The following is a 26,916-nucleotide window of genomic DNA, read 5'->3' as shown; positions in this document are numbered from 1 at the left end:
CCTGACTGGAAAAAGAGGAAATTATGTCCCAACTCGCAGAACTGGTGGCCAGCGCCACGGCGGCTATCGACGGGGCGACAGATATCGCCGCCCTTGACGCGGTGCGCGTCGAATATCTCGGTAAGAAAGGGCATCTGACATTACAGATGACCACCTTACGCGAGTTGCCTGCTGAAGAGCGCCCTGCAGCCGGTGCGGTAATCAACGAAGCGAAACAGCAGGTCACCGACCGCCTGAACGCGCGTAAAGAGGCGCTGGAATCGGCGGCGCTGAATGCGCGTCTGGCGGAAGAGACCATCGATGTGTCACTGCCGGGTCGCCGTATTGAAAATGGCGGCCTGCATCCGGTCACCCGCACGATGGATCGCATTGAGACCTTCTTCGGTGAGTTAGGCTTTGCTGTCGTCACCGGGCCGGAAATTGAAGATGATTATCATAACTTTGATGCACTCAATATTCCTGCTCACCACCCGGCGCGTGCCGATCACGATACCTTCTGGTTTGACGCCACCCGTCTGCTGCGTACCCAGACTTCCGGCGTGCAGATCCGTACCATGCAGGCTCAGCAGCCGCCGATTCGTATCATCGCGCCAGGCCGCGTCTACCGTAACGATTACGATCAGACCCACACGCCGATGTTCCATCAGATGGAAGGGCTGATCGTGGATAAAAACATCAGCTTTACCAATCTCAAAGGCACGCTGCACGATTTCCTCAACAACTTCTTCGAAGAAGATTTGCAGATTCGTTTCCGTCCGTCCTACTTCCCGTTTACTGAGCCTTCAGCAGAAGTGGACGTCATGGGTAAAAACGGCAAGTGGCTGGAAGTGCTGGGCTGCGGCATGGTGCACCCTAATGTGCTGCGCAATGTCGGCATTGACCCGGAAGTTTACTCCGGTTTCGCCTTTGGTATGGGCATGGAGCGTCTGACCATGTTGCGCTATGGCGTGACCGATCTGCGCGCATTCTTCGAAAACGATTTACGTTTCCTCAAACAATTTAAGTAAGGGCAGGTTATCCAATGAAATTCAGTGAACTCTGGTTACGCGAATGGGTAAATCCAGCCCTGGACAGCGCCGCGCTGTCTGAACAAATCACCATGGCCGGTCTGGAAGTGGATGGCGTTGAGGCCGTCGCCGGTGCGTTCCACGGTGTCGTGGTTGGCGAAGTGGTGGAGTGCGGTCAGCACCCGAATGCTGACAAACTGCGGGTGACCAAAATTAATGTGGGCGGTGACCGTCTGCTGGATATCGTCTGCGGCGCGCCGAACTGCCGTCAGGGACTGAAAGTCGCCGTCGCCACCGTAGGTGCCGTGCTGCCGGGTGATTTCAAAATCAAAGCGGCCAAACTGCGCGGTGAGCCGTCAGAAGGGATGCTCTGCTCTTTCTCCGAGCTGGGAATCAGTGACGACCACAACGGCATTATTGAACTGCCTGCCGATGCGCCCGTGGGCACCGACATCCGCGCCTGGCTTCAGCTGGATGACAACACTATTGAAATCAGCGTCACGCCTAACCGCGCGGACTGTCTGGGCCTGATCGGTATCGCGCGTGATGTGGCGGTGCTGAACGGTCTGCCGCTGAACAAGCCAGAGATTCAGCCGGTCGCTGCCACGCTGAGTGACACCTTCCCGATTCAGGTTGATGCGGTGGAGGCCTGTCCGCGCTACCTGGGTCGCGTGGTGAAAGGCATCAACGTTGGTGCGGCCACGCCATTGTGGATGAAAGAGAAGCTGCGTCGCTGTGGTATCCGCTCAATCGATCCGGTGGTGGATATCACCAACTATGTGCTGCTGGAACTGGGTCAGCCGATGCACGCCTTCGACCTCGATCGCCTTAACGGCGGCATCGTGGTGCGCATGGCGAAAGAGGGCGAAAAGCTGACGCTGCTGGATGGCACTGAAGCCAGCCTGCAGGCAGACACGCTGGTCATCGCCGATCACCAGCAGGCGCTGGCGATGGCGGGTATCTTCGGTGGCGAACATTCGGGCGTGAACAGCGAAACGCAGAACATTCTGTTTGAGTGCGCCTGGTTTGACCCGCTGGCGATCACCGGCCGCGCCCGTCGTCACGGTCTGCACACCGACGCGTCACATCGTTATGAGCGAGGCGTTGATCCGGCGCTGCAACATATCGCGCTGGAGCGTGCAACCGCGCTGCTGCTCTCCATCTGCGGGGGTGAAGCCGGCCCGATCATCGATCAGACGCATCAGGCCGCCTTGCCGGTTCCGGCGACGATCACCCTGCGCCGGGAAAAACTGGATCGCCTGATTGGTCATGTCATCGCCGATGAGCAGGTTACCGATATTCTGACCCGCCTCGGCTGCGACGTCACGACAGGCGAAGGTGAGTGGCAGGCGATCGCCCCGAGCTGGCGCTTCGACATGGCGATTGAGGAAGATCTGGTTGAAGAAGTGGCCCGCGTTTACGGCTACAACAACATCCCGAACGTGCCGGTGCAGGCGGGGCTGGTCATGACTCAGCATCGCGAAGCGAACCTGTCGCTGAAACGCGTGAAAAACCTGCTGGTGGACAAGGGATATCAGGAAGCGATTACCTACAGCTTCGTTGATCCAAAGGTTCAGCAGCTGCTGCATCCGGGTGAAGAGGCGCTGCTGCTGCCAAGCCCGATCTCCAGCGAGATGTCGACCATGCGTCTCTCCCTGTGGACCGGCCTGCTCAGCGCAGTCGTCTACAACCAGAACCGTCAGCAGAGTCGCGTACGTCTGTTTGAGAGCGGCTTACGCTTTGTGCCCGACACGCAGGCAGATTTAGGCATCCGTCAGGATCTTATGCTGGCCGGTGTTATCAGCGGAAACCGTGTTGAAGAGCACTGGGATCTGGCGCGCCAGGCAGTTGACTTCTATGATTTAAAAGGCGATTTAGAGTCCCTGCTCGATTTAACCGGCAAACTGGATGCGATCAGCTTCCGGGCTGAAGCCAATCCGGCGTTGCATCCGGGACAGAGCGCGGCGATTTATTTGCACGATGAACGAATCGGATTTATCGGAGTCGTTCATCCTGAGCTGGAACGTAAGCTGGATCTCAACGGCCGCACCTTAGTCTTTGAACTGCTTTGGAATAAGGTCGCAGACCGCGTCCTGCCTGACGCGCGCGAGATTTCTCGCTTCCCGGCTAACCGTCGTGATATTGCTGTTGTAGTGGCTGAAAACGTCCCTGCAGCAGATATCATCGCGGAGTGTAAGAAAGTTGGCGTAAATCAGGTAGTTGGCGTAAACTTGTTTGACGTGTACCGCGGTAAGGGCGTTTCTGAGGGCTTCAAGAGCCTCGCAATCAGCCTGATTTTGCAGGATACCAGCCGGACACTCGAAGAAGAGGAGATTGCCGCGACCGTTGGCAAATGTGTTGCGGCATTAAAAGAGCGATTCCAGGCAACCTTGAGGGATTGAACCTATGGCGCTTACAAAAGCTGAGATGTCAGAGTACCTGTTTGAGAAACTCGGGCTGAGCAAACGCGATGCCAAAGAGTTAGTAGAGCTGTTTTTCGAAGAGGTACGTCGCGCTTTGGAAAATGGAGAACAGGTAAAACTGTCTGGGTTTGGCAATTTTGACCTGCGTGACAAAAACCAGCGTCCTGGCAGAAACCCGAAAACGGGGGAAGATATTCCGATCACCGCGCGTCGCGTAGTGACATTCCGCCCGGGACAGAAGCTGAAAAGCCGCGTAGAGAACGCTACACCCAAAGAGACTGACTGAATTTCAGCGTTTCAAAAAGGCCGCGCAAGCGGCCTTTTTTCATGGTCTCACCCGCCGGTAACTGCGCTGGCGCGCCCGTTTGCCAGCAGGGCGCACACCGCCTCAACCACCTTTCTTTTTTCTGCAATCCCACTACAATCAAATCTCTGTTTTCTCAGCAAATCCAGCCTATGTCTCTGCTTGACCCGCTCGCGCTTCAGGCCGACCAGCGCGGCCAGAAATGGCTTATTACTTTAGCTCTTATGCTGCTTGCGCTGCTCTGTGGCAGCCTGTGTGCCGGTGACAGCTGGATCGCGCCCTCAGACTGGTTTACGGAGAGCGGCCAGCTCTTTGTCTGGCAGCTGCGGCTGCCGCGCAGTCTGGCGGTGATGCTGGTCGGTGCATCCCTGGCGATGTGCGGCGTCGTGATGCAGGCGCTGTTTACCAATCCGCTGGCCGAGCCTGGCCTGCTGGGCGTCTCAAACGGAGCGGGCATCGGTCTGGTGCTGGGCGTACTGCTGGGCAGCGGCTCGCTGTGGAGCCTCGGCCTGGCCGCGATGGCCGGGGCACTCATGATTACGCTGATCCTGCTCTGTTTCGCGCACCGTCAGCTCTCGGTGACCCGGCTGTTACTCACGGGCGTGGCGCTGGGGATTATCTGCAGTGCCATCATGACCTGGGCCGTTTACTTCAGCACCAGCCTCGACCTGCGTCAGCTGATGTACTGGATGATGGGCGGCTTCAGCGGCATTGACTGGCGCTATGGCGGCATGATGCTGGCGCTGCTGCCGGTGATGCTGGCCCTGAATGCGACGGGACCCATACTGAATCTGCTGGCGCTGGGGGAGATCTCCGCTCGTCAGCTCGGTCTCTCCCTTTTCTACTGGCGCAATCTGCTGGTGCTGGCGATGGGCTGGCTGGTCGGTATCAGCGTTGCCATGGCCGGTGCCATTGGTTTTGTCGGGCTGGTGATCCCGCACCTGCTGCGGCTGAGCGGCATCAGCGATCACCGTTATCTGCTGCCCGCCTCTGCGCTGGCTGGGGCAGGCGTGCTGTTAGCGGCCGATATTGTCGCGCGTCTGGCGCTGACATCGGCCGAATTACCGATAGGCGTGGTCACGGCGACACTCGGCGCGCCGCTGTTTATTCTTTTACTGGTAAAATCTTCGCGCTAGCTTTCGGCTGGCTACTCTGCATTCACAACAGGAATTCAGCATGAACATTTATGACACTGAACTGGTTACGCTTGATGGTGAAAAAACCACGCTCTCTGCGTGGCAGGGCAAGGTACTGCTGGTGGTAAACGTCGCCTCGAAATGTGGCCTCACCCCGCAGTATGAGGAGCTGGAGAATCTGCAGAAGGCCTGGCAGGATCACGGCTTCAGCGTGCTGGGTTTTCCCTGCAACCAGTTTCTGGAGCAGGAGCCTGGCAGCAGCGACGAGATCAAAACTTTCTGCAGCACCACCTATGGCGTGACATTTCCGATGTTTGCCAAAACCGACGTTAACGGGGAAGGGCGTCATCCGCTCTATGCTCAGCTGATCGCGGCCTGTCCTGACGCCGTTCGTCCCGAAGGCAGCGGTTTTTACGAGCGTCAGGTGAGCAAAGGGCGCGGACCGAAAGCGCCGGGCGACATCCTGTGGAACTTTGAAAAATTCGTTATTGGCCGGGACGGTCGCGTTGTCCAGCGGTTCGCGCCTGATATGACGCCGGAAGATCCCATTATTCTGGAAACCATTAAGCAGGCTCTGGCGAAATAGATGCTGCTGCGCCTGCAACAGGTGGCGCTCGCCGGGCGGCTGTGCTCACTGAACGGTGAGCTTGCCGCCGGTCAGTTGCTGCATGTCGCCGGTCCGAACGGCGCGGGAAAAAGCACGTTGCTCAGCGTTGTTGCCGGACTGCAGGCCGCGTCCGGCAGGATCGTGCTGGATAACCGTCCGCTGTCCGGGTGGAGCGGCCCGGCGCTGGCCCGGGCTCGCGGCTGGCTTCCCCAGCAGCAGGCCCCCCTGAGTCAGATGCCGGTCTGGCACTATTTACGGCTGCATCTGAAACAGAGGGGGGTGCAGGATGAAGATCGGCTCAGCACGCTGCTGCAGCAGCTTCAGCTGCAGGATAAACTCGCCCACTCACTGACCCGGCTCTCCGGCGGGGAGTGGCAGCGTGTCCGCCTGGCGGCGGTCTGCCTGCAAATTGATCCGCGCATCAATCCAGACGGACGGCTGCTGATTCTGGATGAGCCCATGACCGCGCTGGATATCGCCCAGCAGAAAGCGGTGGACGATCTGATCGCCGGACTCTGTGCGGCGGGCATCAGCGTGATCGTCAGCAGTCACGATCTTAACCACACGCTGCAACAGGCGAATCAGGTCTGGCTGATGGAGAGGGGACAGGTCATTGCGCAGGGCGAACCGGCCGCGGTTCTGACGCCGCAGCGGCTGACACCGCTTTATGGCATCGCCTTCCGGCAGATTGAGCTTGAAGGACGCAGGCTGCTGACCGTCCTGCCCTGACACTTGCTACCCGGCGGGCTTTACCGCTACATTAAACCGGTTGCAACTTCTGATAAGGACATTTGGCGATGCGCCTGGGTTTGCTGATTTTGGTTCTGCTGCTGACGGGATGCAGTCATCACGCCCCGCCGATTAATGGTCGTCTCTCCGACTCGATTACCGTGATTGCAGAGCTGAACGACCAGCTCGGTCACTGGCACGGCACGCCCTATCGCTATGGCGGCATGAGCCGCAACGGTGTCGACTGCTCTGGCTTTGTCTATCTGACTTTCCGCGACCGCTTTGCGCTGCAACTGCCGCGCACCACCTCAGCACAGAGTGATATCGGCACCCGTATCAGTAAAGATGAACTGCTGCCCGGCGACCTGGTCTTCTTTAAAACCGGTCGCGGGGAGAATGGCCTGCATGTCGGTATCTACGACAGTGATAATGCCTTTATTCATGCTTCCACCAGCCAGGGGGTGATCCGCTCCTCGCTGGACAACGTCTACTGGCGCAAAGTCTTCTGGCAGGCTCGCCGTATTTAACCGGAGAGTCTGAAATAAGACTTAAGTCCAATTTAAAATAGAGAAAAAACAGCCGTTAAAAGTTTTATTTTAAATGACAGTTTTTGAGCGGGGATTTTATTAGGCATAATAAATGCTGGTTTAATTCCGCTAATAAGCGCAGTTTTGTCGTCACTATTTGGCTTAAGCGTCATCGCAGGCTGGCAAACGGTGGTGGAAGGGCAAAGAAGGTCGTCTCTTCAATGATTTGGCGCTATTGCCTGAGCCTGACCATTACTATACGATATCAACATCGCCGCATATTCTGGCATTAAAATGAAAATTCATCTTTCGGCCGACTATCAGTCGGAAATCTGGTTTTATCCTGTCTGTGATGCTGACGGACGGCTGGCTGCTGTTGAGCTGGTTACGCAGTTTGTGCATGAAAGTGCGCCGATCACACTGCCTCAGGATCTGCTGCTGCCGCAGCTCGATGAGTCGCAGCAGTTACGCCTGCTGCAAAGTCAGATTAGCCTGCTGGAGCAGAACCGTGCGTTATTCGAGTCGCATGACGTCTCCGCATTTATCCGTATTGATGAAGGAATGGCCCGGACGCTGCTGGCCAGCGAATTAGTGATGCGCAAAATAAAGCAGCTGCCCTTCATTCTGCTGAATATCACTGAAACGTTTCCGCAGCTGAAGCTCGGAAAAAATAATCCGCTGCTGGCGAGCCTGCATGATGAGTTTAATTTAGCGCTTTCCCATTTTGGGGCTGGCAAAACACCCTCGAATGCGGTCTACGATAATTTATTCAGCTGGATCTGTCTGGATAAAGAGTTTATTCACTCCCTGGCAAAGCGCGCGTCGTTTGTGCCGTTCATGCAGAGCATTATCGATAATTTCCGCACCCATTGTGACCGGCTGATTATTTGCGGCATCGACGATGATCGGCTGCTGGATAAAGTGAGCCAGCTCAGTGGGGTCGATTTTCAGGGCGCACTGTTCCCGGTGGTCAAATCTGACGCGTTGCGTTCCCTGATCCGCGCCGACAGTCGCCGACCCTCTTCTCAGCATCCTGGCTGATGGAACCTGTTTAATCCCCGATATCAGCGTTACACTGAAGGTTTTGGCAAACCGACGTCTCGCTGAGCATCGCATGGGAGAAACAATGTCCTCAGGCAAGCTATCTTTTGACAATACCTGGTTCCGGGAGCTTACCGGAGGCTATACCGCGCTTAACCCTACGCCGCTGGCAGGCGGACGCCTGCTCTATCATAACGCCCCGCTGGCCGCCTCAATGGGGCTGGATAGCGCACTCTTCGCCGGTAACGGGCACGACATCTGGCACGGCGCGGCTCTGCTGCCCGGCATGCAGCCACTGGCCCAGGTGTACAGTGGCCATCAGTTTGGCGTCTGGGCCGGTCAGCTGGGCGACGGGCGGGGCATCCTGCTGGGAGAACAGCGCACAGAGGATGGCCAGAAACTTGACTGGCACCTTAAGGGCGCGGGCCTGACCCCGTATTCCCGCATGGGGGATGGGCGGGCGGTGATCCGTTCCAGCGTTCGCGAGTTCCTGGCCTCTGAAGCATTGCACCATCTGGGGATCCCCACCACGCGCGCCCTGACCCTGTCGATTGGCGATGAGCCGGTTTACCGTGAAACGGCGGAGCGTGGTGCAATGCTGATGCGCATTTCACCCAGCCATCTGCGCTTTGGTCATTTCGAGCATTTCTTTTACAGCCAGCAGCAGGAGAAAGTGCAGCAGCTGGCCGACTACGCCATCCGCCATCACTGGCCGCATCTGGTGGAGGAGGCGGATCGCTATCAGCGATGGTTTACCGACGTTGTGGTGCGCACTGCCCGGCTGATTGCGCTGTGGCAGAGCGTGGGCTTCGCGCATGGCGTGATGAACACGGACAACATGTCGATTCTGGGCCTGACCATCGACTACGGCCCCTATGGTTTTCTGGATGATTATCAGCCTGACTTCATCTGCAACCACAGCGACTATCAGGGGCGCTACAGTTTTGAAAATCAGCCAATGATTGGCATGTGGAACCTTAACCGCCTGGCCCATGCGCTGTCAGGGCTGCTGACGACTGAACAACTGCGCTCGGCACTCAGCGCTTATGAACCTGAACTGATGCGGGTGTGGGGAGAGCGGATGCGGGCTAAACTCGGTTTACTGACCCAGCAGAGCAGCGACAATCAGATCCTGACCGACCTGCTGGCGCTGATGACGCAGGAGCACAGCGATTACACCCTGACGTTCCGGCAACTGAGTGAGACGCAACAGGCGGAAAGCCGCTCACCGCTGCGGGATGAGTTCATAGATCGTGAGGCCTTTGACCGCTGGTATCAGCACTACCGCAGCCGCCTGATGGATGAACAGGTCAGCGATGCGGAGCGTCAGGCGGTGATGAAGGCGGCAAACCCGGCGGTGATCCTCAGAAATTATCTGGCACAGCAGGCGATTGAAGAGGCTGAGCAGGGAGAGCAGGGGGCGCTGGCGCGTCTGCACCAGGCGCTGCAGCAACCCTTTAGTGATGAAACCGCCGCCGACTATCGTCAGCGGCCACCAGACTGGGGTAAAACGCTTGAGGTGAGCTGCTCCAGCTGACAGAGACTCAGAGGCGGTGAGAAACCGCCTCGGCCAGCAGGGCGAGAACAGCTTCGCTATCCTCCCAGCCGAGGCAGGGATCGGTAATCGACTGGCCGTAAACCAGGGGCTCACCACTCACCACCTTCTGATTGCCCTCCTGCAGGAAACTTTCAATCATGACGCCCGCCACGGCACGAGAGCCTGCTTTGATCTGCTCCGCGACATCTGCGGCCACATCCTTCTGGCGACGGTGCTGCTTCAGGCAGTTTCCGTGACTGAAATCGATGACCAGCTGCTCTGGCAGATTAAAGGCTGACAGACTCTCAGCCGCCGCCGCGACGTCACTGGCATGATAGTTGGGCTGTTTACCGCCACGCAGAATTACATGACCATGCGGATTGCCGCTGGTCTGATAAATGGTCATCTGGCCCAGCTTATCCGGCGAGAGGAACATATGGCTGGCGCGCGCGGCACGAATCGCATCCACGGCAATCTGGACGTTGCCATCGGTGCCGTTTTTAAAGCCGACCGGGCAGGAGAGGGCGGAGGCCATTTCGCGGTGAATCTGGCTTTCGGTGGTGCGAGCGCCAATCGCGCCCCAGCTGATCAGGTCGGCAATAAACTGGCCGATCACCATATCCAGAAATTCGGTGGCGGTAGGCAGGCCCAGGGCGTTGATGTCGATCAGCAGCTTGCGGGCAATAGAGATGCCACGGTTCACATCATAACGACCATCCAGATCCGGATCGGAAATTAATCCTTTCCAGCCCACCACGGTGCGCGGCTTTTCAAAGTAAGCGCGCATAACAATCTCCAGTCGGTCGGCATAGCGACTGCGAAGCGCATTCAGGCGCTCAGCATACTCCAGCGCCGCTCGGGGATCGTGCAGCGAGCAGGGGCCGATCACCACCAGCAGGCGGGGATCTTCACCGGTCAGAATACGGGCAATACGTTTGCGGGCTGCGGTGACATTATCGGCAATCGCCGCAGAGACAGGGTGCTCAGCCGCCAGGCTGGCAGGCGTAATCAGATTACCAATGCGCGCGGTACGCAGTTCGTCAGTTTTATTCATGAGTTTCTCGAGAACGGTTCTTCGCAGCGGTGAAATACCGGGAAGTGATGGTGGTCACAATAAACCATCAGGGTGCGAATTCAACCCGGAATTTGATAATGAAATCAGAACCGACGGCAGCAACGCTTTACATCGTCGGCCCGCTCCCGCTTCCTAGTACATGCGGCGTGTCAGACCCATGATGTCGAGAATTTTTGTGGCTATCTCCTCCACCGAGTAGTTGGTGCTGTTCAGATAACGGATCTGGTGGGTGCGGAACAGGGCCTCCACTTCGCCCACTTCCAGCCGGCACTGGCGCATTGAGGCGTAACGGGTATTTTCCGCCCGCTCCTGGCGGATGGCCGCCAGCCGTTCCGGATCGATGGTCAGCCCGAACAGCTTGTTCTGATGCGCGCGCAGGGCGGGCGGCAGCTTAAGGTTGTCCATGTCGTCAGCAATGAACGGATAGTTGGCAGCACGGATACCAAACTGCATTGCCAGATAGAGGCTGGTGGGCGTCTTGCCGCAGCGTGAGACGCCGACGAGGATCACCTGCGCATCCTCCAGCCCGCGCAGCGAGATGCCGTCATCATGGGCCAGGGCGTAATCGATCGCCGCGATGCGGGCATCATATTTCCCCAGATTACTGGCATCCAGACCGTGGGTGCGGTGAGCCACTGGCGCAGGCGCTAAACCCAGCTCCTGCTGCAGCGGGGCGACCAGCGCCTGTACGATGTCCTGACAGAAGCCCTCGCTCTGCACGATGATGTCGCGCACTTCCGGTGTGACTATCGAGAAAAAGACCAGCGGCCGGACGCCGCTCTGCTGATACAGCGCGTTGATCTGAGCTTTAACCGCCAGCGCCCGCTGGACGTTTTCAACAAATGGCAGCGTCAGGCTGGTGATATTGACCGGGAACTGCGACAACACCGCATGGCCCAGCACTTCAGCCGTGATGGCGGTACCATCGGAAATATAGAAAACGCTTCTGTCAGTTGTCATAACCGCTTCTGTCCTGAACAAGAGTGAGTTATCAGCATGCGTCATGCGGCGAAAAAAATCATGCCGGATGTTCATTTCTGGAATCGCTATCCGGGTTATTTATCCGGAGATTCAAGGCACTGGCTACAAAGCGAACGCGGTGATTTTGCTGTTTTAACCGTCTGAGGGGCGGTTTTCTGGCAGCGTCTGCGCGGATTTGTTGCGCAACAAAAAACAGTGCCCTCAGAGGTGAAAATTTAATTTATGATGAAATATCAGTTATTTATATTAAAATGGGGATTTTGCGCAACGGCAAAATGAAACGCTCACAATTCCGAAACTGCTTCTGAAATTCTGCTTTAACGATTCAACAGATCGTGATTGCTTAAGTGATATGCCAGGCTGAGGACAGATGACTCCCTGTCCCCATTCATTGAAAAGGATACGCTTAATGGCCAGTAATGACGCACAGCCACTTGTGCTCTGGTATAACCAGCTTGGCATGCATGATGTTGATCGGGTGGGCGGCAAAAATGCCTCTCTGGGTGAAATGATCACGAATCTCTCGTCGCTGGGTGTCTCCGTGCCCAACGGATTTGCGACGACCTCATACGCCTTTAACCTCTTCCTGGATCAAAGCGGGCTGAACCAGCGTATCTATGCGCTGCTGGATGAAACCGACATTGATGATGTCGAAGCGCTGGCCAAAGCGGGTAAACAGATTCGTCAGTGGGTGGTTGAGACCCCCTTCCTGCCGGAACTGGAGTCCGCCATTCTGGACGCCTACGAGCAGCTTTCTGCCGATGATCATGACGCCTCGTTTGCCGTCCGCTCCTCAGCAACCGCAGAGGATATGCCCGATGCCTCTTTTGCCGGTCAGCAGGAGACCTTTCTGAATGTGCAAGGTATTGACGCCGTCATGGTGGCGGTGAAGCACGTCTTCGCCTCGCTGTTTAACGACCGTGCTATCTCCTACCGCGTCCACCAGGGCTACGATCATCGCGGTGTGGCGCTCTCTGCCGGCATTCAGCGCATGGTACGCTCGGATCTGGCCGCGTCTGGCGTGATGTTTACCATTGATACCGAATCCGGCTTTGATCAGGTGGTGTTTATCACGGCGGCACTGGGGCTGGGTGAAATGGTGGTGCAGGGTGCGGTTAACCCGGATGAGTTCTATGTCCACAAACCGACTCTGGCAGCCGATCGTCCCGCTATCGTGCGCCGCAACATGGGGTCGAAAAAGGTTCGCATGGTCTACGCCGACTCTCAGGCCCACGGTGAGCAGGTGCGGATTGAAGATGTGCCCGAAGCCGAACGCGATCGTTTCTGCCTGAACGATGAAGAGGTGCAGGCGCTGGCGAAGCAGGCCGTGCTGATCGAACAGCACTATCAGCGCCCGATGGATATTGAGTGGGCCAAAGATGGTCACACCGGCAAACTGTTCATCGTTCAGGCTCGTCCTGAAACCGTGCGTTCAAACGGTCAGGTGATGGAGCGCTACACCCTGCAGGCGCAGGGCAGCGTGGTAGTGGAAGGCCGTGCTATCGGTCATCGTATCGGCGCCGGTACGGTGAAGGTCATCCACGATATCAGCGAAATGAACCGGATTGAGAAAGGGGATGTGCTGGTGACGGACATGACCGACCCGGACTGGGAACCGATCATGAAGAAGGCATCCGCTATCGTCACTAACCGGGGCGGACGAACCTGCCATGCGGCGATCATCGCGCGTGAGCTGGGCATTCCGGCCGTGGTGGGCTGTGGTGACGCCACCGATCGGCTGAAAGAGGGGCACAACGTTACCGTCTCCTGCGCCGAAGGCGATACCGGCTATGTCTATGATGACCTGCTGGACTTCGATATCACCAGCTCTCAGGTTGACTCACTGCCTGAACTGCCGCTGAAAATCATGATGAACGTGGGCAATCCCGACCGTGCCTTCGATTTTGCCTGTCTGCCGAATGAAGGTGTCGGCCTGGCGCGGCTGGAGTTCATCATCAACCGCATGATTGGCGTGCATCCGAAAGCGCTGCTGGAGTTCGACCAGCAGACCCCGGAACTGCAGCAGCAGATTCGTAAAATGACCAAAGGATTTGATAATCCGGTGGAGTTCTACATCGCCCGCCTGACCGAGGGAATTGCTACCCTTGGCGCGGCATTCGCACCGAAACGCGTAATTGTCCGACTTTCCGACTTTAAAACTAACGAATATGCCAACCTTGTGGGCGGCGAACGTTATGAGCCGGAAGAGGAAAACCCGATGCTCGGTTTCCGGGGCGCAGGTCGCTATGTGGCCGATAGCTTCCGGGACTGCTTTGCGCTGGAGTGTGAAGCGGTAAAACGTGTCCGCAATGAGATGGGCCTGACCAACGTTGAAATCATGGTTCCGTTCGTGCGCACGGTGGACCAGGCGCAGGCGGTGGTGGAGGAGCTGGCGCGTCAGGGGCTGAAGCGCGGTGAGAACGGGCTGAAGATCATCATGATGTGCGAGATCCCATCGAATGCCCTGCTGGCGGAGCAGTTCCTGGCGCACTTTGATGGCTTCTCTATCGGCTCTAACGACATGACGCAGCTGACGCTGGGACTGGATCGCGATTCAGGCGTGGTTTCTGCGCTGTTTGATGAGCGAAACGAGGCGGTGAAGGCACTGCTGTCGATGGCGATCAGGGCCGCGAAAAAGCAGGGGAAATATGTGGGCATCTGCGGTCAGGGACCGTCCGATCACCAGGATTTCGCCGCCTGGCTGATGGAAGAGGGCATTGACAGTCTGTCGCTCAACCCGGACACCGTCGTGGAAACCTGGGTGAGTCTGGCGCAGTTAAAGAAAACGGCCTGACGGCCTCACCGCTGCTGTTGTCAAACCTTCAGGCCCGCATTGCGGGCCTTTTTCTTTTTATTGCTGGTCAGATTCAGGCAAAAAAAAAGCCCATCACAGGGGATGGGCAAAGACTACACACAGCAATTCTTTACTCTACTCAGGGGAATAAGGTTGTTTAGAAATCAGTAAGTTGATTTCGAACATAGGAAACATGTTATTCATATGGCTGGCTGGCGTCTTTAAGAATCCTCTTATTAGTTTAAAGCCGATAATCTTTTGCCCCCTAAACTCCCCCATTTGGCTTAAGAAACAGTGCAGAAAATAATCTTTTTTAGCCGAAAAAGGTCTGTTTTGGGCCGGGAATGGCTTTTTTCTTAAAAATCGCTAATGGAAAGGGAAATTTATCCGATTGGCAGGGGGGTGTGCGGTTAATCATCATTAACCGCACTAATCAATCGTTAAACAGGCTGTCGGGAGAACCTGTTACCGTTCCGTATCACACAGCGGGCGGGGTGCCATCGTGATCGGCAAGGGCTTCCGCCACCGCCTGCGGATCGTTATCCGGGGCCGGCGCTTCATGCACCCAGACGGAAACGAGACGATAAGAGACCGCCAGCACCACCGGTCCGATAAAAAGACCAATCATGCCAAACGCAAACAGACCACCAATAACACCAGAGAGGATCAGGATCATCGGCAGATCGGCACCCATACGAATTAACATCGGACGCAGGACGTTGTCCATCGTACCCACCACACAACTCCAGACCAGCAGCACGGTTCCCCAGGTGGTGTCGCCGCTCCAGTAGAGATAGATGATGGCCGGAACCAGCACCAGCAGCGGGCCGAGCTGGACCAGACAGCAGAGGATCATCAGCACCGTTAAGAGCGTGGCGTAGGGAATACCGGAGATAGCCAGACCGATACCGCCGAGCACGCCCTGCACCAGCGCCGTGACTACCACGCCCAGCGCCACGGCACGAATGGATTGCGCCGCCAGAAGCACGGCGGCATCCCCGCGGCGTCCGGCCATACGAAAGGCAAAGTGGCGAATGCCCTGAGCGGCCTGCTCACCGCGCCAGTAAAGCAGCACGCTGAAAAGTAACATCACGCCCAGATGGATCATAAAGCGCCCGAAATGACCGGCCTGAGCGACAAAAAAGCCGGTGGTACGCCCGATATAGGGCTGTATCTTGGCCATGATCCCGGCCCCGCCGCTCGCCACCAGGGTGTCATAACTGACATAAAGCTTTTTGCCGACCATCGGGATCTCTTTGAGCCACACCAGCTTCGGCATCGTGTGCCCCTGCGTGACCCACGCAATGACCGGTGCGCTGTTATCAATCAGGCTGCTGACCAGCAGGGCGATAGGGATGATAAACAGCAACAAAAGCAGCAGGGTCATCACGATCACAGCCAGCGAACGGCGTCCCCACAGCAGTCGCTGAAATTTCAGCATCAGCGGCCATGTAGCAATGACCACCATGCTGGCCCAGGCGAAGCCCAGAATAAACGGCTGCACCACCCACAGGCAGGCGACAATCAGCAGCAGAATGAACATCAGGGTAAAGAGAATCTGCGGTAAATCCATATCCCGGTACTGGCTTTTCATCATTGACTCATAACCTCGTCTTAATCCTTCATTTTCCGGCATAGCGATGCCGGTTTTCATCATGATCTATTTACTGAGGATTAAACAGCGTTACAGAGAAAGGTTTTGGCTTTTCTGAAAAAACGGCAGACGCAGAAAAAATATGTTAAAACGGGAAATCGCTAACGCATAAACGCAAACGTTTACAACACCTTCGGTCAGACAATCATGATCCCACAGATTTCGCAGGCACCGGGCCTCGTTCAACTGGTGCTGACGTTCCTTGAGTCGCTGAAAGAGCAGGGTTTTACCGGCGACATGGCCACCAGCTATGCCGATCGTCTCTCACTCTCTACCGATAACAGCATCTATCAGTTGCTGCCTGACGCGGCGCTGTTTCCGCGCTCCACCGCGGATGTGGCGCTGCTCGCCCGCGTGGCGGGAGAGGCCCGCTTTGCCAGCCTGGTGTTTACACCGCGCGGCGGCGGCACCGGTACAAACGGGCAGTCGCTGAATCAGGGGATTGTGGTCGACATGTCGCGCTATATGAACCGCATTCTGGAGATCAATACGGAAGAGCGGTGGGTGCGGGTGGAAGCGGGCGTGATCAAAGATCAGCTCAATGCCTGGCTGAAGCCTTTCGGCTTTTTCTTCTCCCCGGAGTTGTCCACCAGTAACCGGGCGACGCTGGGCGGTATGATCAACACCGATGCCTCGGGGCAGGGATCGCTGGTGTATGGCAAGACCTCGGATCATGTGCTGGGCCTGCGCGCCGTGCTGCTGGGCGGCGATATCCTGGATACGCGGCCGATGGCCACCGCGCTGGCGGAAACGCTGGCGCAGACGGCAACACCCGAAGGGCGGCTCTATCAGCAGGTTCTGACCCGCTGCCGTGAACACCGGGCGCTGATTCTGGAAAAGTTTCCAAAGCTGAATCGGTTCCTGACCGGTTATGACCTGCGCCATGTCTTCAGCGATGACATGCAGACCTTTGACATGACGCGGCTGCTCTGTGGCGCGGAAGGGACGCTGGCGTTTGTCACCGAAGCCCGGCTTGATATCACCCCGCTGCCAAAAGTGCGGCGGCTGGTAAACATCAAATATGACTCCTTTGACTCTGCGCTGCGCAATGCACCCTTTATGGTAGAAGCCCAGGCGCTGTCGGTTGAAACCGTGGACTCCAAGGTGCTCAATCTGGCCCGTGAAGATATCGTCTGGCACTCGGTGCGTGAACTGATCGCCGACGTGCCCGATAAAGAGATGCAGGGGCTGAACATCGTTGAGTTTGCCGGCGACAACGCCGCACTGATCGACCAGCAGATTGAACGGCTCAGTGCCCGCCTCGATGCGCTGATGGCGCAGCAGCAGGGCGGTGTGATTGGCTATCAGTTCTGTAACGACCTGGAGGGCATCGAACGCATCTATAACATGCGTAAAAAGGCCGTCGGACTGCTGGGCAACGCCAGAGGGCGGGCAAAACCGATCCCCTTTGTGGAAGACACGGCTGTGCCGCCCGAGAAGCTGGCGGACTACATTGTCGAGTTTCGCGCGCTGCTCGACAGCCACGGTCTGAGTTACGGCATGTTCGGACATGTTGATGCGGGCGTGCTGCACGTCCGTCCGGCGCTGGATATGTGCGATCCGCAGCAGGAGATGATGATGAAACAGATCTCCGACGAAGTGGTGGCGCTGACCGCGCGCTACGGTGGCCTGCTGTGGGGAGAGCATGGTAAAGGGTTCCGCGCCCAGTACAGTCCGGCCTTCTTCGGCGAAACGCTGTTTAACGAACTGCGCCGCATCAAAGCGGCCTTCGATCCGCTTAACCGTCTTAATCCGGGCAAGATCTGTACCCCCTTCAACCGTCATGACGAGATGATGCAGGTTGATGCGGTCAAGCGTGGCACCTGGGATCGGCAGATTCCGTTAACGGTGCGGGATGAGTGGCGCGGCGCGATGGAGTGTAATGGCAACGGGTTATGTTTTAACTTCGATGCCCGCAGCCCGATGTGTCCGTCCATGAAGATCACCCGCAACCGTATTCACTCGCCCAAAGGACGGGCGAGCCTGACGCGGGAGTGGCTGCGGCTGCTGGCCGGGCAGGGCGTCGATCCGCTGATGCTGGAGAAGCAGCTGCCGGAAAACCGTCTGTCGCTGCGCGCCCTGATCGCCCGTACCCGCAACAGCTGGCACGCCAGCAAAGGGGAGTATGACTTCTCGCATGAGGTCAAAGAGGCGATGTCAGGCTGTCTGGCCTGTAAAGCCTGCTCCACCCAGTGTCCGATCAAAATCGACGTACCTGCGTTCCGCTCACGCTTCCTGCAGCTCTACCACACCCGCTATCTGCGCCCGGCGAGCGATCATCTGGTGGCAGCGGTTGAGAGCTATGCGCCGCTGATGGCGAAGGCACCCAAAGTGTTTAACTTCTTCCTGCGCCAGCCGTGGCTGAAAGAGCTGAGCAAAACGCATATCGGCATGGTCGACCTGCCTCTGCTCTCTGCGCCCAATCTGAAGCAGCAGCTCAGCGGACATCCGGCGATGAACATGACCCTGGAGCAGCTGGAAGCGCTGACCGCCGCGGAGCGTGAGCGTTGTGTGCTGGTGGTTCAGGACCCCTTTACCAGCTTCTATGAGGCGCAGCTGGTCAGTGACTTCATCCGGCTGATTGAGAAGCTGGGCTATCGTCCGGTTCTGCTGCCATTCTCACCCAATGGTAAAGCGCAGCACGTTAAAGGCTTCCTGCAGCGCTTTGCCCGAACCGCAGCCCGGACGGCCGACTTCCTCAACCGGGTGGCAAAACTGGGCCTGCCGATGGTCGGGGTCGACCCGGCCACCGTGCTCTGCTATCGCGATGAGTATCGTCAGACGCTGGGCGACGCACGCGGCGACTTTGCTGTGTTGCTGGTGCATGAATGGCTGCAGCGGGCGCTCGCAGAGCGTGATGTACAGGCCACGGGCGGCGAGTCATGGTATCTGTTTGCGCACTGTACCGAGGTGACCGCGCTGCCCTCAGCCCCCGGTCAGTGGCAGGATATCTTCGCCCGGTTTGGTGCGAAACTGGAGAATATCAACGTCGGCTGCTGCGGCATGGCCGGAACTTACGGCCATGAGAGCAAAAACCTGGAGAACTCGCTGGGGATCTATGCGCTCTCATGGCATCCGCAGCTTCAGCGGCTGCCGCGTCAGCGCTGTCTGGCGACCGGCTACTCCTGCCGCAGTCAGGTCAAACGGGTGGAAGGTAACGGCATGCGTCATCCGCTTCAGGCTTTGTTAGCATTAATGTAAAAAAATTGTGCGCGACGTCACGGCATGGCTGGATTAGAATATCCAGCCTGCGTGACGTACGAAGTCGCTTTGCAGCGCGGAGGCTTTGTTCCACTCGCCGACGAGAGCCAGTTGATGGCAGAGGCGGGTCAGGGAGAGGCGCGCCAGCTGGTAAGCCTGAATACGGAACAGGCGGTCGCGTTCGCTGTTTCCCATCTCCTGAACCAGGCGATGATGCAGTTTTCCAATCGCATGCAGGTAACTCTGGTCGTCACCATTCAACTGGCAGATCTCTGCCATATCCTGACAGGCATCGTTGAACTGACGCAGCTGATGTATCGTGCAGTCGGCCCGATCAAGCTTTGCCTGCGCCATGTAAAAGTCGACGGTGATATCGCGGATGCTGAACTGGTATTCATCGATTTTGTGCTGGAGCCAGGCTGAGACAGAGAGCGTCATGAAACCATCCTGAATGTGAATGATAATAATTATCATATTCAACTGTTCAGGGATTGCAATGCGCGGGCAGAAAAATTTAACGATTTATCCTGCCTGTCGGTATAATCGGAAATAACAATCTGTTTACATCGCAGAAAGGCGTAACCTATCAATAAACCTTTTTATCAAAAAGGGTTATTTTAAAATGAGTGATTTATTAATAGGTTATCACTGGCTTATTAAGGCTGACGTTCTCACCACACAGTGAGCTGAAGAGGCTATGCTTAATTATTAAGCAAATAAAACAGCACAAGATGATTATCCCTGCAAAACAAGAGGTTGAAGTGATCGGTGAGATCACTACCATAGGGGGATAGCCTGAAAAGGTCCGGACTCAAGAGGTATCAATATGGCATCCGTTAATACAGACTCTTTCTCACCTGACGATTTCGTCTGGAAAGGGCTGACGCTGACTGAAACCGCAGCGCAACAAATTCTCAATCTGGCGGCTCAGGACCCTGATGTCAAGGGTCTGCGACTCAGCGTGAAACAATCCGGCTGCGCCGGGTTCGGCTACGTTATGGATTTGGTGAAAGAGCCTGTCGAAGACGATCTGCAGTTTTCATTCTACGGCGCAACGCTGTTTGTGCCGCTTCAGGCGATGCCATTCGTTGATGGCACCGAGCTGGACTATGTTCGCGAAGGCCTGAATCAGATTTTTAAATTCAATAACCCTAAAGCTCAGCACGCCTGCGGGTGCGGTGAGAGCTTTGGCGTCGAGTAAGTGAAATATGTCACGACACAGCGAAACATCTGACGATGTACAAATCTGGGAAGGCAAGCTCAACTATAAAGAGGGCTTCTTTACCCAACTGCAAACCGAAGAATTTGCCAACGGCATCAACGAAGATGTCGTGCGCGCGATTTCGGCCAAGCGTAACGAGCCAGAGTGGATGCTGGAGTTTCGTCTTAAAGCGTTTCATGCCTGGCTTGAAATGGAAGAGCCTCACTGGCTGAAAGCGCACTACGAGAAGCTCGACTATCAGGATTACAGCTACTACTCCGCGCCCTCATGCGGCAGCTGTGACGATAGCTGCGCGTCGGAGCCAGGTGCCACTCAGGCCTCAGGCAGCGCGCCCGCCAGTGAATATCTGACGCAGGAAGTGGAAAACGCCTTTAATCAGCTGGGTGTGCCGGTGCGCGAAGGCCGCGAAGTGGCGGTTGACGCGATTTTCGACTCCGTTTCAGTCGCCACCACCTATCGCGGCAAGCTGGCGGAGCAGGGCATCATCTTCTGCTCTTTTGGCGAAGCGATTCAGGAACACCCTGAGCTGGTGAAGCAGTATCTGGGCACCGTCGTGCCGGCGAATGACAACTTCTTTGCCGCGCTGAACTCCGCGGTCGCCTCAGACGGCACCTTTGTCTATATCCCGAAAGGGGTGCGCTGCCCGATGGAGCTGTCGACCTATTTCCGCATCAACGCCGCGAAAACCGGTCAGTTCGAGCGCACCATCCTGATTGCCGACGAAGACAGCTATGTCAGCTACATCGAAGGCTGTTCAGCCCCGGTGCGTGACAGCTATCAGCTGCATGCGGCCGTGGTGGAAGTGATCATCCACAAAAACGCCGAAGTGAAATACTCCACGGTTCAGAACTGGTTCCCTGGCGGTGAAGGTGAGGGCGGTATCCTCAACTTCGTGACCAAGCGTGCGCTGTGTGAAGGTGACCACAGCAAGATGTCCTGGACACAGTCGGAAACCGGCTCTGCAATCACCTGGAAATACCCGAGCTGCATTCTGCGCGGGGACTACTCGGTGGGTGAGTTCTACTCCGTGGCGCTGACCAGCGGTCGTCAGCAGGCCGATACCGGCACCAAGATGATCCACATTGGTAAAAACACCAAATCGACCATCATCTCTAAAGGGATTTCGGCCGGTAAAAGTCAGAACACCTATCGCGGTCTGGTGAAAATCATGCCAACCGCCACCAACGCGCGTAACTTTACGCAGTGTGACTCGATGCTGATCGGCCCGGATTGCGGCGCCCATACCTTCCCGTATGTGGAGACCCGCAATAACACCGCTCAGCTGGAGCACGAAGCCACGACATCACGCATCGGCGAAGATCAGATGTTCTACTGTCTGCAACGCGGTATCAGTGAAGAAGACGCCATCTCGATGATCGTGAACGGCTTCTGTAAAGACGTATTCTCCGAGCTGCCACTGGAATTTGCCGTGGAAGCCCAGAAATTGTTAGCCATCAGCCTTGAGCACAGTGTGGGCTGATGCCGTCACACGCCTTGCCGGAAGCAACGTGAAGGAATAAGTATGTTAAGCATTAAAGATTTGCAGGTCAGTGTTGAAGATAAAGCCATTCTGCGTGGCCTGAATCTCGAAATTAAACCAGGCGAAGTGCATGCCATCATGGGCCCGAACGGCTCAGGTAAAAGTACGCTGTCAGCCACGCTGGCAGGCCGCGAAGATTATGAAGTGACCGGCGGTTCGGTGAGCTTCAACGGTAAAGATTTGCTGGAGCTGGCACCGGAAGAGCGCGCTGGTGAAGGTATCTTTATGGCGTTCCAGTATCCGGTCGAGATCCCCGGCGTCAGCAATCAGTTTTTCCTGCAGACGTCGGTAAACGCGGTGCGCAAATACCGTCAGCAGGAAGAGCTGGATCGCTTTGATTTCCAGGACTTCATCGAAGAGAAAATTCAGCTGCTGAAGATGCCGGAAGATCTGCTGACCCGTTCCGTTAACGTCGGCTTCTCCGGCGGCGAGAAGAAGCGTAACGACATCCTGCAGATGGCGGCGCTGGAGCCTGAGCTCTGCATCCTGGATGAAACCGACTCCGGTCTGGACATTGATGCGCTGAAAATCGTTGCCAATGGTGTGAACAGCCTGCGTGACGAAAAGCGTGCCTTTATCATCGTGACCCACTACCAGCGTATTCTGGACTACATCAAGCCAGACTTCGTTCATGTTCTGTATCAGGGCAAAATCGTGAAATCTGGCGACTTCTCGCTGGTGAAACAGCTGGAGGAGCAAGGTTATGGCTGGCTTACCGACGAAGAGTGATTCTGCGCTGCAACAGTGGCATCACCTGTTTGAGTCGCGCGGCGACGTGCGTTCTCTGCAGGCTCAGCAGCACTGGCAGCAACTGATGCGCGTTGGCCTGCCAACCCGCAAGCATGAAAACTGGAAATACACCCCGCTGGACACGCTGCTGTCACAGCAGTTTGTGTTGCCTGACGCGCCTCAGACTCTGAGCGCTGAACAGGTTGATGCACTGGCGCTGCCGCTGGATGCCATCCGCCTGGTCTTCGTTGACGGTCAGTTCCATGCGGCGCTGAGCAGCCGCGACACCGAGCTGTTTGAGATTCAGCACAGCGTGGCCGCCGAGCGTCGTCCGCTGCCCGCCGCCGTTCAGCCGGAAGTGTTTCTGCATCTGACCGAGAGCCTGGCGGAAGAGGTGACCACCCTGCGTCTGGCACGCGGTAAATCTGCAGCGCGCCCGGTCTACCTGCTGCATATCACCAGCGGTCAGCAGACGGGCATGAACACCGTTCATTATCGTCATCACCTGCAGCTGGAAGAGAGCGCCGAAGCGGAAGTGATTGAGCACTACATTTCACTCAACGATCAGGCCCATTTCACCGGTTCGCGCTTTACCTGTGCGATCGGAGATAATGCAAAGCTGACCCACACCAAACTGGCGTTTGAAAGCAGCAACAGCTATCACTTTGCGCACAACGATCTGGTGGTGGGTAACGATGCGCAGGTCAGCAGTACCAGCTTCCTGCTGGGTGCCGGTCTGTCGCGCCACAATACCAGCACGCAGCTGAACGGCGAGAACAGTACGCTGGCGATTAACAGCCTGGTGTTGCCGGTGAAACAGGAAGTCGCGGATACCCGTACTTACCTGGAGCACAATAAAGGCCACTGCGTCAGCCGTCAGATGCATAAGACCATCGTGCGTGACAAAGGCCGTGCGGTGTTTAACGGTCACATCAAAGTGGCACAGCATGCACTGAAGACAGACGGACAGATGACCAATAACAACCTGTTGCTGGGCAAGCTGGCAGAGGTCGATACCAAGCCGCAGCTGGAAATCTATGCGGATGACGTTAAGTGCAGCCACGGCGCCACCATCGGCCGTATCGATGACGAGCAGATGTTCTATCTGCGCTCGCGCGGTATTGAGCAGGATGCTGCGCAGACCATGATTATCCACGCCTTTGCGGCAGAACTGACCGAAACACTGGAAAATCCGGTGATGCGTCAGGCCGTACTGCAGCGTATCGCGCAACGTTTTCCCGGAGGCGACGTATGATGAACTTCGATCTCGACCGCATCAGGGCTGATTTTCCTATCCTGAAGCGAGAGGTCAACGGTCATCCGCTGGCCTACCTTGACAGCGCCGCCAGCGCACAACGTCCCCTCTCGGTGATCAATGCCGAGAGTCATTTTTACCAGCACGGCTATGCGGCCGTGCATCGTGGCATCCATACGCTGAGCCAGCAGGCAACCAGTGATATGGAGAACGTGCGCGATCAGGCCGCCCGTTTCCTGAACGCTTCGTCGCAGGAAGAGATTGTTTTCGTCAAAGGAACCACCGAAGGCATCAATCTGGTGGCCAACAGCTGGGGCAGCAGTCAGCTCCGGTCTGGCGATAACCTGATCATTACTGAGATGGAGCATCACGCCAATATCGTTCCATGGCAGATGCTGGCTGAGCGCATCGGAGCCGAAGTGCGTGTGCTGCCCTTGAATGACAACGGCGAGCTGGCGCTTGAGCAGCTGACGGGGCTGATTGACAGCCGCACGCGCCTGCTGGCCGTGACGCATGTTTCAAACGTGCTCGGCACGGTTAACCCGGTCAAAGCGATCGTGGCGCAGGCCAAAGCCGCGGGTGTTGTTACTCTGGTGGATGGTGCGCAGGCGGTAATGCATGACAAAGTTGACGTGCAGGATATCGGCTGTGATTTCTATGTTTTCTCCAGCCATAAACTCTACGGCCCGAACGGCGTGGGTATCCTTTATGGACGCAAAGCGTTGCTGGACCAGATGCCACCCTGGGAGGGCGGCGGGTCGATGATTGACCGCGTCATGCTGCCGACGGGCACCACCTGGAACAGCGCGCCGTGGCGTTTTGAAGCCGGCACCCCCAATACCGGCGGCATTATCGGCTTTGGTGCGGCACTGGCCTACGTGCAGGCGCTGGGACTTGATACCATTCATGAGCGTGAAACGGCGCTCATGAACTATGCCCTCGACAAACTGGGCACCGTCCCGGACATCCGCATCTATGGCCCGCAGTCGCGCGCCGGTGTTATCGCCTTCAATCTCGGTAAGCACCACGCTTACGATGTCGGCAGCTTCCTGGATCAGTATGGTATTGCCATCCGCACCGGCCATCACTGCGCCATGCCGCTGATGCAGCACTACAACGTGCCTGCGATGTGCCGCGCCTCCTTCACCTTCTACAACAGTGAAGAAGAGGTGGATCGTCTGGCAGCGGGTCTGACGCGCATTCATCGTCTGCTGGGCGGCTGAACAGTTTTAACGGAGTGACTGATGGCGAATTTGCCTGAAAAAGAGAAACTGGTGCGTAACTTTAACCGTTGCGCCAACTGGGAAGAGAAGTACCTGTACATCATTGAACTGGGTTCGAAACTTCCGGAATCCTCTGAAACCCTGCACCAGCCGGAAAACGTCATCTCGGGATGCCAGAGCCAGGTGTGGATCAGAATGACGCCGCAGGCCGATGGCACCATCGCCTTCGAAGGTGACAGCGATGCCGCTATCGTTAAGGGCCTGATTGCTATCGTAATTAGTCTCTATCAGAACCTGCCACCTGCCGAAATTCTGGCGCTGGATGTCCGCCACTGGTTTGGCGAACTGGCCCTGATGCAGCACCTGACGCCCACCCGGTCGCAGGGGCTGGAGGCGATGATTCGGTCTATTCGCCATACCGCTCAGAACCTCAGCTAAGCTACACTCGACAGACGCCATCCGGCGTCTGTTTTTTTATCTGACGAGAAAATTGCATGAAACCAGCTTTACGTTTAGCCGGTGCATTGCTGCTGACCTGTTTTGGGCTCTCTGCACCCGCATTCGCCACGGAATATCCGCTGCCGCCACCTGACAGTCGCCTGATTGGCGAAAACGTCCTGACTCAGGTTCCCGATAACAAACAGCCGCTGGAAGCGATTGCGGCCCGCTACCAGGTCGGTCTGCTGGGGATGCTGGAGGCGAATCCCGGCACTGACCCCTGGCTGCCAAAGGCGGGCACGCAACTGACGATACCGCTACAGATGATCCTGCCCGATACGCCACGTGAAGGCATTGTGGTGAATCTTGCCGAGCTGCGTCTCTACTACTATCCCAAAGGCGAAAACAAAGTCATCGTCTATCCCATAGGCATTGGCCAGTTAGGGGCAGCCACTCCCGTGATGGTCACCCGTATCAGCCAGAAGATCCCTAATCCTACCTGGACGCCAACCCCGAACATCCGCAAACGCTACGCGAAAGAGGGTGTCACGCTGCCCGCCGTGGTGCCTGCGGGACCGGATAACCCGATGGGACAGTTTGCCATGCGTCTGGCGCGCGGCACGGGCCAGTATCTGATCCACGGCACCAATGCGAAGTTTGGCATCGGCATGCGCGTCAGCTCCGGCTGTATCCGTCTGCGTTCCGAAGATATCGAAGCGTTGTTTAACGCCGTTCCAGAGGGGACACGGGTGCAGATTATCAATCAGCCGGTGAAGTACGCCATCGAGCCGGATGGTAAACGCTACGTTGAAGTGCACCAGCCGCTGTCACGCAATGACAAAGATGATCCGCAGACGCAGACCATTGCGCTCAGCGACGGACTCAGGCAGTTTATGAAAAGTGAGAAGAGTGACCGGGCGCTGATTAAAGCCAGCATCGCACGACGCTCAGGCATGCCTGTACTGGTCAGCAGTGGTGAACCGGTAGAGAGTGATACCGTGCCGCCCGAAGGGCTGGAAAGTGCCGCGGTGCTGACAGAGAGTGCGGCAGCAGGGAAGGAGGCGAAGAACGTTAAACCCTGACAGAAAGGTGCCGGATAGAGCCTGGCAGGGGCAAAAAAAATGGCGCCATAACGGCGCCATTTTTAAACCAGAACTCTTACTTACGGTAAGAGTGAGCCTGGTTGTCCAGACGCTGGTTAGCGCGTGCTGCGTCATCTTTAGCAGCCTGAACGTCTGAACGCACTGCGTTCACGTCGTTGCTCAGCTGGTCAACTTTCGCGTTCAGAGTCTGAACGTCTGAAGACAGCTGGTCGATTTTAGCGTTGCTTGAGCAACCAGCCAGCAGAGTTGAAGCCAGAACTACCGCGCCCAGTACCAGTTTAGTACGATTCATTATTTATACCCTCTAGATTGAGTTAATCTCCATGTAGCAATACAAGTATTACACAAAGCTTTTTAAGTTGAGAATAAATTTTTGATGAGAAGATGCTT

The 26,916-nt window shown here is 56.6% G+C and carries 23 protein-coding genes and 1 other RNA gene; 18 read left to right on the top strand and 6 right to left on the bottom strand.

What is annotated here, in order from left to right:
- Positions 1 to 23: 23 nt before the first annotated feature.
- From pheS to CKF42_RS02720, 9 genes are all read left to right on the top strand, one after another.
- Positions 24 to 1,007, top strand: coding sequence for a phenylalanine--tRNA ligase subunit alpha (gene pheS / locus CKF42_RS02760; protein ID WP_009090534.1), 984 nt, complete (start codon positions 24 to 26; stop codon positions 1,005 to 1,007).
- A 14-nt stretch (positions 1,008 to 1,021) separates the two neighbouring features.
- Entirely contained in the window at positions 1,022 to 3,409 is a 2,388-nt protein-coding gene (gene pheT / locus CKF42_RS02755; RefSeq protein ID WP_111207439.1) for a phenylalanine--tRNA ligase subunit beta, read from the top strand.
- 4 nt (positions 3,410 to 3,413) lie between these two features.
- Positions 3,414 to 3,716: an integration host factor subunit alpha gene (ihfA, locus tag CKF42_RS02750; protein ID WP_003853259.1), complete on the top strand. Its 303-nt coding sequence runs from the start codon at positions 3,414 to 3,416 to the stop codon at positions 3,714 to 3,716.
- A 170-nt stretch (positions 3,717 to 3,886) separates the two neighbouring features.
- Complete coding sequence (btuC, locus tag CKF42_RS02745; RefSeq protein WP_111207437.1) at positions 3,887 to 4,870, top strand: vitamin B12 ABC transporter permease BtuC; 984 nt, start codon at positions 3,887 to 3,889, stop codon at positions 4,868 to 4,870.
- A gap of 40 nt (positions 4,871 to 4,910) precedes the next feature.
- Positions 4,911 to 5,456 carry a glutathione peroxidase gene (locus CKF42_RS02740; protein ID WP_111207435.1) on the top strand — a complete coding sequence of 182 codons (546 nt, stop codon included), beginning with the start codon at positions 4,911 to 4,913 and terminating at the stop codon, positions 5,454 to 5,456.
- Positions 5,457 to 6,206 carry a vitamin B12 ABC transporter ATP-binding protein BtuD gene (btuD, locus tag CKF42_RS02735; protein ID WP_111207433.1) on the top strand — a complete coding sequence of 250 codons (750 nt, stop codon included), beginning with the start codon at positions 5,457 to 5,459 and terminating at the stop codon, positions 6,204 to 6,206.
- 68 nt (positions 6,207 to 6,274) lie between these two features.
- Positions 6,275 to 6,733 (top strand): C40 family peptidase, encoded by a 459-nt coding sequence (locus CKF42_RS02730; RefSeq protein WP_009090526.1) that lies wholly within the window; start codon positions 6,275 to 6,277, stop codon positions 6,731 to 6,733.
- Between the two features lie 294 nt (positions 6,734 to 7,027).
- Complete coding sequence (locus CKF42_RS02725; protein WP_058956570.1) at positions 7,028 to 7,774, top strand: EAL domain-containing protein; 747 nt, start codon at positions 7,028 to 7,030, stop codon at positions 7,772 to 7,774.
- 85 nt (positions 7,775 to 7,859) lie between these two features.
- Positions 7,860 to 9,311, top strand: coding sequence for a YdiU family protein (locus CKF42_RS02720; RefSeq protein ID WP_111207431.1), 1,452 nt, complete (start codon positions 7,860 to 7,862; stop codon positions 9,309 to 9,311).
- A gap of 7 nt (positions 9,312 to 9,318) precedes the next feature.
- On the opposite strand, the gene CKF42_RS02715 is transcribed toward CKF42_RS02720, so the two are convergent.
- Entirely contained in the window at positions 9,319 to 10,365 is a 1,047-nt protein-coding gene (locus CKF42_RS02715; RefSeq protein ID WP_046101726.1) for a 3-deoxy-7-phosphoheptulonate synthase, read from the bottom strand.
- Between the two features lie 153 nt (positions 10,366 to 10,518).
- Complete coding sequence (locus CKF42_RS02710; RefSeq protein ID WP_009090518.1) at positions 10,519 to 11,346, bottom strand: pyruvate, water dikinase regulatory protein; 828 nt, start codon at positions 11,344 to 11,346, stop codon at positions 10,519 to 10,521.
- 430 nt (positions 11,347 to 11,776) lie between these two features.
- Between CKF42_RS02710 and ppsA the strand changes: the two genes are divergently transcribed.
- Positions 11,777 to 14,161, top strand: a complete 2,385-nt coding sequence (gene ppsA, locus CKF42_RS02705; RefSeq protein ID WP_009090516.1) for a phosphoenolpyruvate synthase — start codon at positions 11,777 to 11,779, stop codon at positions 14,159 to 14,161.
- A 78-nt stretch (positions 14,162 to 14,239) separates the two neighbouring features.
- On the opposite strand, the gene rprA is transcribed toward ppsA, so the two are convergent.
- An RNA gene (gene rprA / locus CKF42_RS02700) (antisense sRNA RprA) lies at positions 14,240 to 14,347 on the bottom strand.
- Positions 14,348 to 14,639: 292 nt separating this feature from the next.
- Positions 14,640 to 15,758, bottom strand: a complete 1,119-nt coding sequence (ydiK, locus tag CKF42_RS02695; RefSeq protein ID WP_369974595.1) for an AI-2E family transporter YdiK — start codon at positions 15,756 to 15,758, stop codon at positions 14,640 to 14,642.
- Between the two features lie 204 nt (positions 15,759 to 15,962).
- On the opposite strand from ydiK, the gene CKF42_RS02690 reads away from it, so the two are divergent.
- Entirely contained in the window at positions 15,963 to 19,016 is a 3,054-nt protein-coding gene (locus tag CKF42_RS02690) for an FAD-binding and (Fe-S)-binding domain-containing protein (RefSeq protein ID WP_009090507.1), read from the top strand.
- 33 nt (positions 19,017 to 19,049) lie between these two features.
- On the opposite strand, the gene CKF42_RS02685 is transcribed toward CKF42_RS02690, so the two are convergent.
- On the bottom strand, positions 19,050 to 19,454 hold the full coding sequence (locus CKF42_RS02685) for a hypothetical protein (protein WP_111207429.1): 405 nt from the start codon (positions 19,452 to 19,454) through the stop codon (positions 19,050 to 19,052).
- Between the two features lie 388 nt (positions 19,455 to 19,842).
- Between CKF42_RS02685 and sufA the strand changes: the two genes are divergently transcribed.
- Genes sufA through CKF42_RS02650 form a run of 7 tightly spaced genes read left to right on the top strand, consistent with a single transcriptional unit; the run spans position 19,843 to position 26,505 of the window.
- Positions 19,843 to 20,217, top strand: coding sequence for a Fe-S cluster assembly scaffold SufA (gene sufA, locus CKF42_RS02680; protein WP_009090504.1), 375 nt, complete (start codon positions 19,843 to 19,845; stop codon positions 20,215 to 20,217).
- A gap of 7 nt (positions 20,218 to 20,224) precedes the next feature.
- Positions 20,225 to 21,718, top strand: coding sequence for a Fe-S cluster assembly protein SufB (gene sufB, locus CKF42_RS02675; RefSeq protein ID WP_046101730.1), 1,494 nt, complete (start codon positions 20,225 to 20,227; stop codon positions 21,716 to 21,718).
- A gap of 42 nt (positions 21,719 to 21,760) precedes the next feature.
- Entirely contained in the window at positions 21,761 to 22,507 is a 747-nt protein-coding gene (gene sufC, locus CKF42_RS02670) for a Fe-S cluster assembly ATPase SufC (RefSeq protein WP_009090499.1), read from the top strand.
- Positions 22,482 to 23,762 (top strand): Fe-S cluster assembly protein SufD, encoded by a 1,281-nt coding sequence (sufD, locus tag CKF42_RS02665; RefSeq protein WP_111207427.1) that lies wholly within the window; start codon positions 22,482 to 22,484, stop codon positions 23,760 to 23,762. The genes sufC and sufD overlap by 26 nt, the downstream gene beginning before the upstream one ends.
- Positions 23,762 to 24,985 (top strand): cysteine desulfurase SufS, encoded by a 1,224-nt coding sequence (gene sufS / locus CKF42_RS02660; protein WP_111207480.1) that lies wholly within the window; start codon positions 23,762 to 23,764, stop codon positions 24,983 to 24,985. The genes sufD and sufS overlap by 1 nt, the downstream gene beginning before the upstream one ends.
- Positions 24,986 to 25,006: 21 nt before the next feature.
- A complete protein-coding gene (gene sufE, locus CKF42_RS02655) occupies positions 25,007 to 25,423 on the top strand; it encodes a cysteine desulfuration protein SufE (RefSeq protein WP_009090494.1) in 417 nt (138 codons plus the stop codon).
- 56 nt (positions 25,424 to 25,479) lie between these two features.
- The gene (locus CKF42_RS02650) at positions 25,480 to 26,505 is read left to right on the top strand and encodes a L,D-transpeptidase family protein (RefSeq protein ID WP_111207425.1); all 1,026 of its coding nucleotides are present in this window, start codon (positions 25,480 to 25,482) and stop codon (positions 26,503 to 26,505) included.
- A gap of 76 nt (positions 26,506 to 26,581) precedes the next feature.
- On the opposite strand, the gene CKF42_RS02645 is transcribed toward CKF42_RS02650, so the two are convergent.
- Positions 26,582 to 26,818, bottom strand: coding sequence for a major outer membrane lipoprotein (locus CKF42_RS02645; protein WP_009090492.1), 237 nt, complete (start codon positions 26,816 to 26,818; stop codon positions 26,582 to 26,584).
- Positions 26,819 to 26,916: the final 98 nt, after the last annotated feature.

The organism is Pantoea sp. ARC270, assembly GCF_003236725.1.
Lineage (GTDB): Bacteria > Pseudomonadota > Gammaproteobacteria > Enterobacterales > Enterobacteriaceae > Pantoea > Pantoea anthophila.
The sequence above is the reverse complement of the archived record's forward strand: the minus strand, read 5'-3'. Positions and strand labels throughout refer to the sequence as shown.

What these genes read in the sequence shown, in the direction of transcription:
- pheS (WP_009090534.1), top strand. Translation starts at nt 24, where the DNA reads ATGTCCCAACTCGCAGAACTGGTGGCCAGCGCCACGGCGGCTATCGAC.
- pheT (WP_111207439.1), top strand. Translation starts at nt 1,022, where the DNA reads ATGAAATTCAGTGAACTCTGGTTACGCGAATGGGTAAATCCAGCCCTG.
- ihfA (WP_003853259.1), top strand. Translation starts at nt 3,414, where the DNA reads ATGGCGCTTACAAAAGCTGAGATGTCAGAGTACCTGTTTGAGAAACTC.
- btuC (WP_111207437.1), top strand. Translation starts at nt 3,887, where the DNA reads ATGTCTCTGCTTGACCCGCTCGCGCTTCAGGCCGACCAGCGCGGCCAG.
- CKF42_RS02740 (WP_111207435.1), top strand. Translation starts at nt 4,911, where the DNA reads ATGAACATTTATGACACTGAACTGGTTACGCTTGATGGTGAAAAAACC.
- btuD (WP_111207433.1), top strand. Translation starts at nt 5,457, where the DNA reads ATGCTGCTGCGCCTGCAACAGGTGGCGCTCGCCGGGCGGCTGTGCTCA.
- CKF42_RS02730 (WP_009090526.1), top strand. Translation starts at nt 6,275, where the DNA reads ATGCGCCTGGGTTTGCTGATTTTGGTTCTGCTGCTGACGGGATGCAGT.
- CKF42_RS02725 (WP_058956570.1), top strand. Translation starts at nt 7,028, where the DNA reads ATGAAAATTCATCTTTCGGCCGACTATCAGTCGGAAATCTGGTTTTAT.
- CKF42_RS02720 (WP_111207431.1), top strand. Translation starts at nt 7,860, where the DNA reads ATGTCCTCAGGCAAGCTATCTTTTGACAATACCTGGTTCCGGGAGCTT.
- CKF42_RS02715 (WP_046101726.1), bottom strand. Translation starts at nt 10,365, where the DNA reads ATGAATAAAACTGACGAACTGCGTACCGCGCGCATTGGTAATCTGATT.
- CKF42_RS02710 (WP_009090518.1), bottom strand. Translation starts at nt 11,346, where the DNA reads ATGACAACTGACAGAAGCGTTTTCTATATTTCCGATGGTACCGCCATC.
- ppsA (WP_009090516.1), top strand. Translation starts at nt 11,777, where the DNA reads ATGGCCAGTAATGACGCACAGCCACTTGTGCTCTGGTATAACCAGCTT.
- ydiK (WP_369974595.1), bottom strand. Translation starts at nt 15,758, where the DNA reads ATGATGAAAAGCCAGTACCGGGATATGGATTTACCGCAGATTCTCTTT.
- CKF42_RS02690 (WP_009090507.1), top strand. Translation starts at nt 15,963, where the DNA reads ATGATCCCACAGATTTCGCAGGCACCGGGCCTCGTTCAACTGGTGCTG.
- CKF42_RS02685 (WP_111207429.1), bottom strand. Translation starts at nt 19,454, where the DNA reads ATGACGCTCTCTGTCTCAGCCTGGCTCCAGCACAAAATCGATGAATAC.
- sufA (WP_009090504.1), top strand. Translation starts at nt 19,843, where the DNA reads ATGGCATCCGTTAATACAGACTCTTTCTCACCTGACGATTTCGTCTGG.
- sufB (WP_046101730.1), top strand. Translation starts at nt 20,225, where the DNA reads ATGTCACGACACAGCGAAACATCTGACGATGTACAAATCTGGGAAGGC.
- sufC (WP_009090499.1), top strand. Translation starts at nt 21,761, where the DNA reads ATGTTAAGCATTAAAGATTTGCAGGTCAGTGTTGAAGATAAAGCCATT.
- sufD (WP_111207427.1), top strand. Translation starts at nt 22,482, where the DNA reads ATGGCTGGCTTACCGACGAAGAGTGATTCTGCGCTGCAACAGTGGCAT.
- sufS (WP_111207480.1), top strand. Translation starts at nt 23,762, where the DNA reads ATGAACTTCGATCTCGACCGCATCAGGGCTGATTTTCCTATCCTGAAG.
- sufE (WP_009090494.1), top strand. Translation starts at nt 25,007, where the DNA reads ATGGCGAATTTGCCTGAAAAAGAGAAACTGGTGCGTAACTTTAACCGT.
- CKF42_RS02650 (WP_111207425.1), top strand. Translation starts at nt 25,480, where the DNA reads ATGAAACCAGCTTTACGTTTAGCCGGTGCATTGCTGCTGACCTGTTTT.
- CKF42_RS02645 (WP_009090492.1), bottom strand. Translation starts at nt 26,818, where the DNA reads ATGAATCGTACTAAACTGGTACTGGGCGCGGTAGTTCTGGCTTCAACT.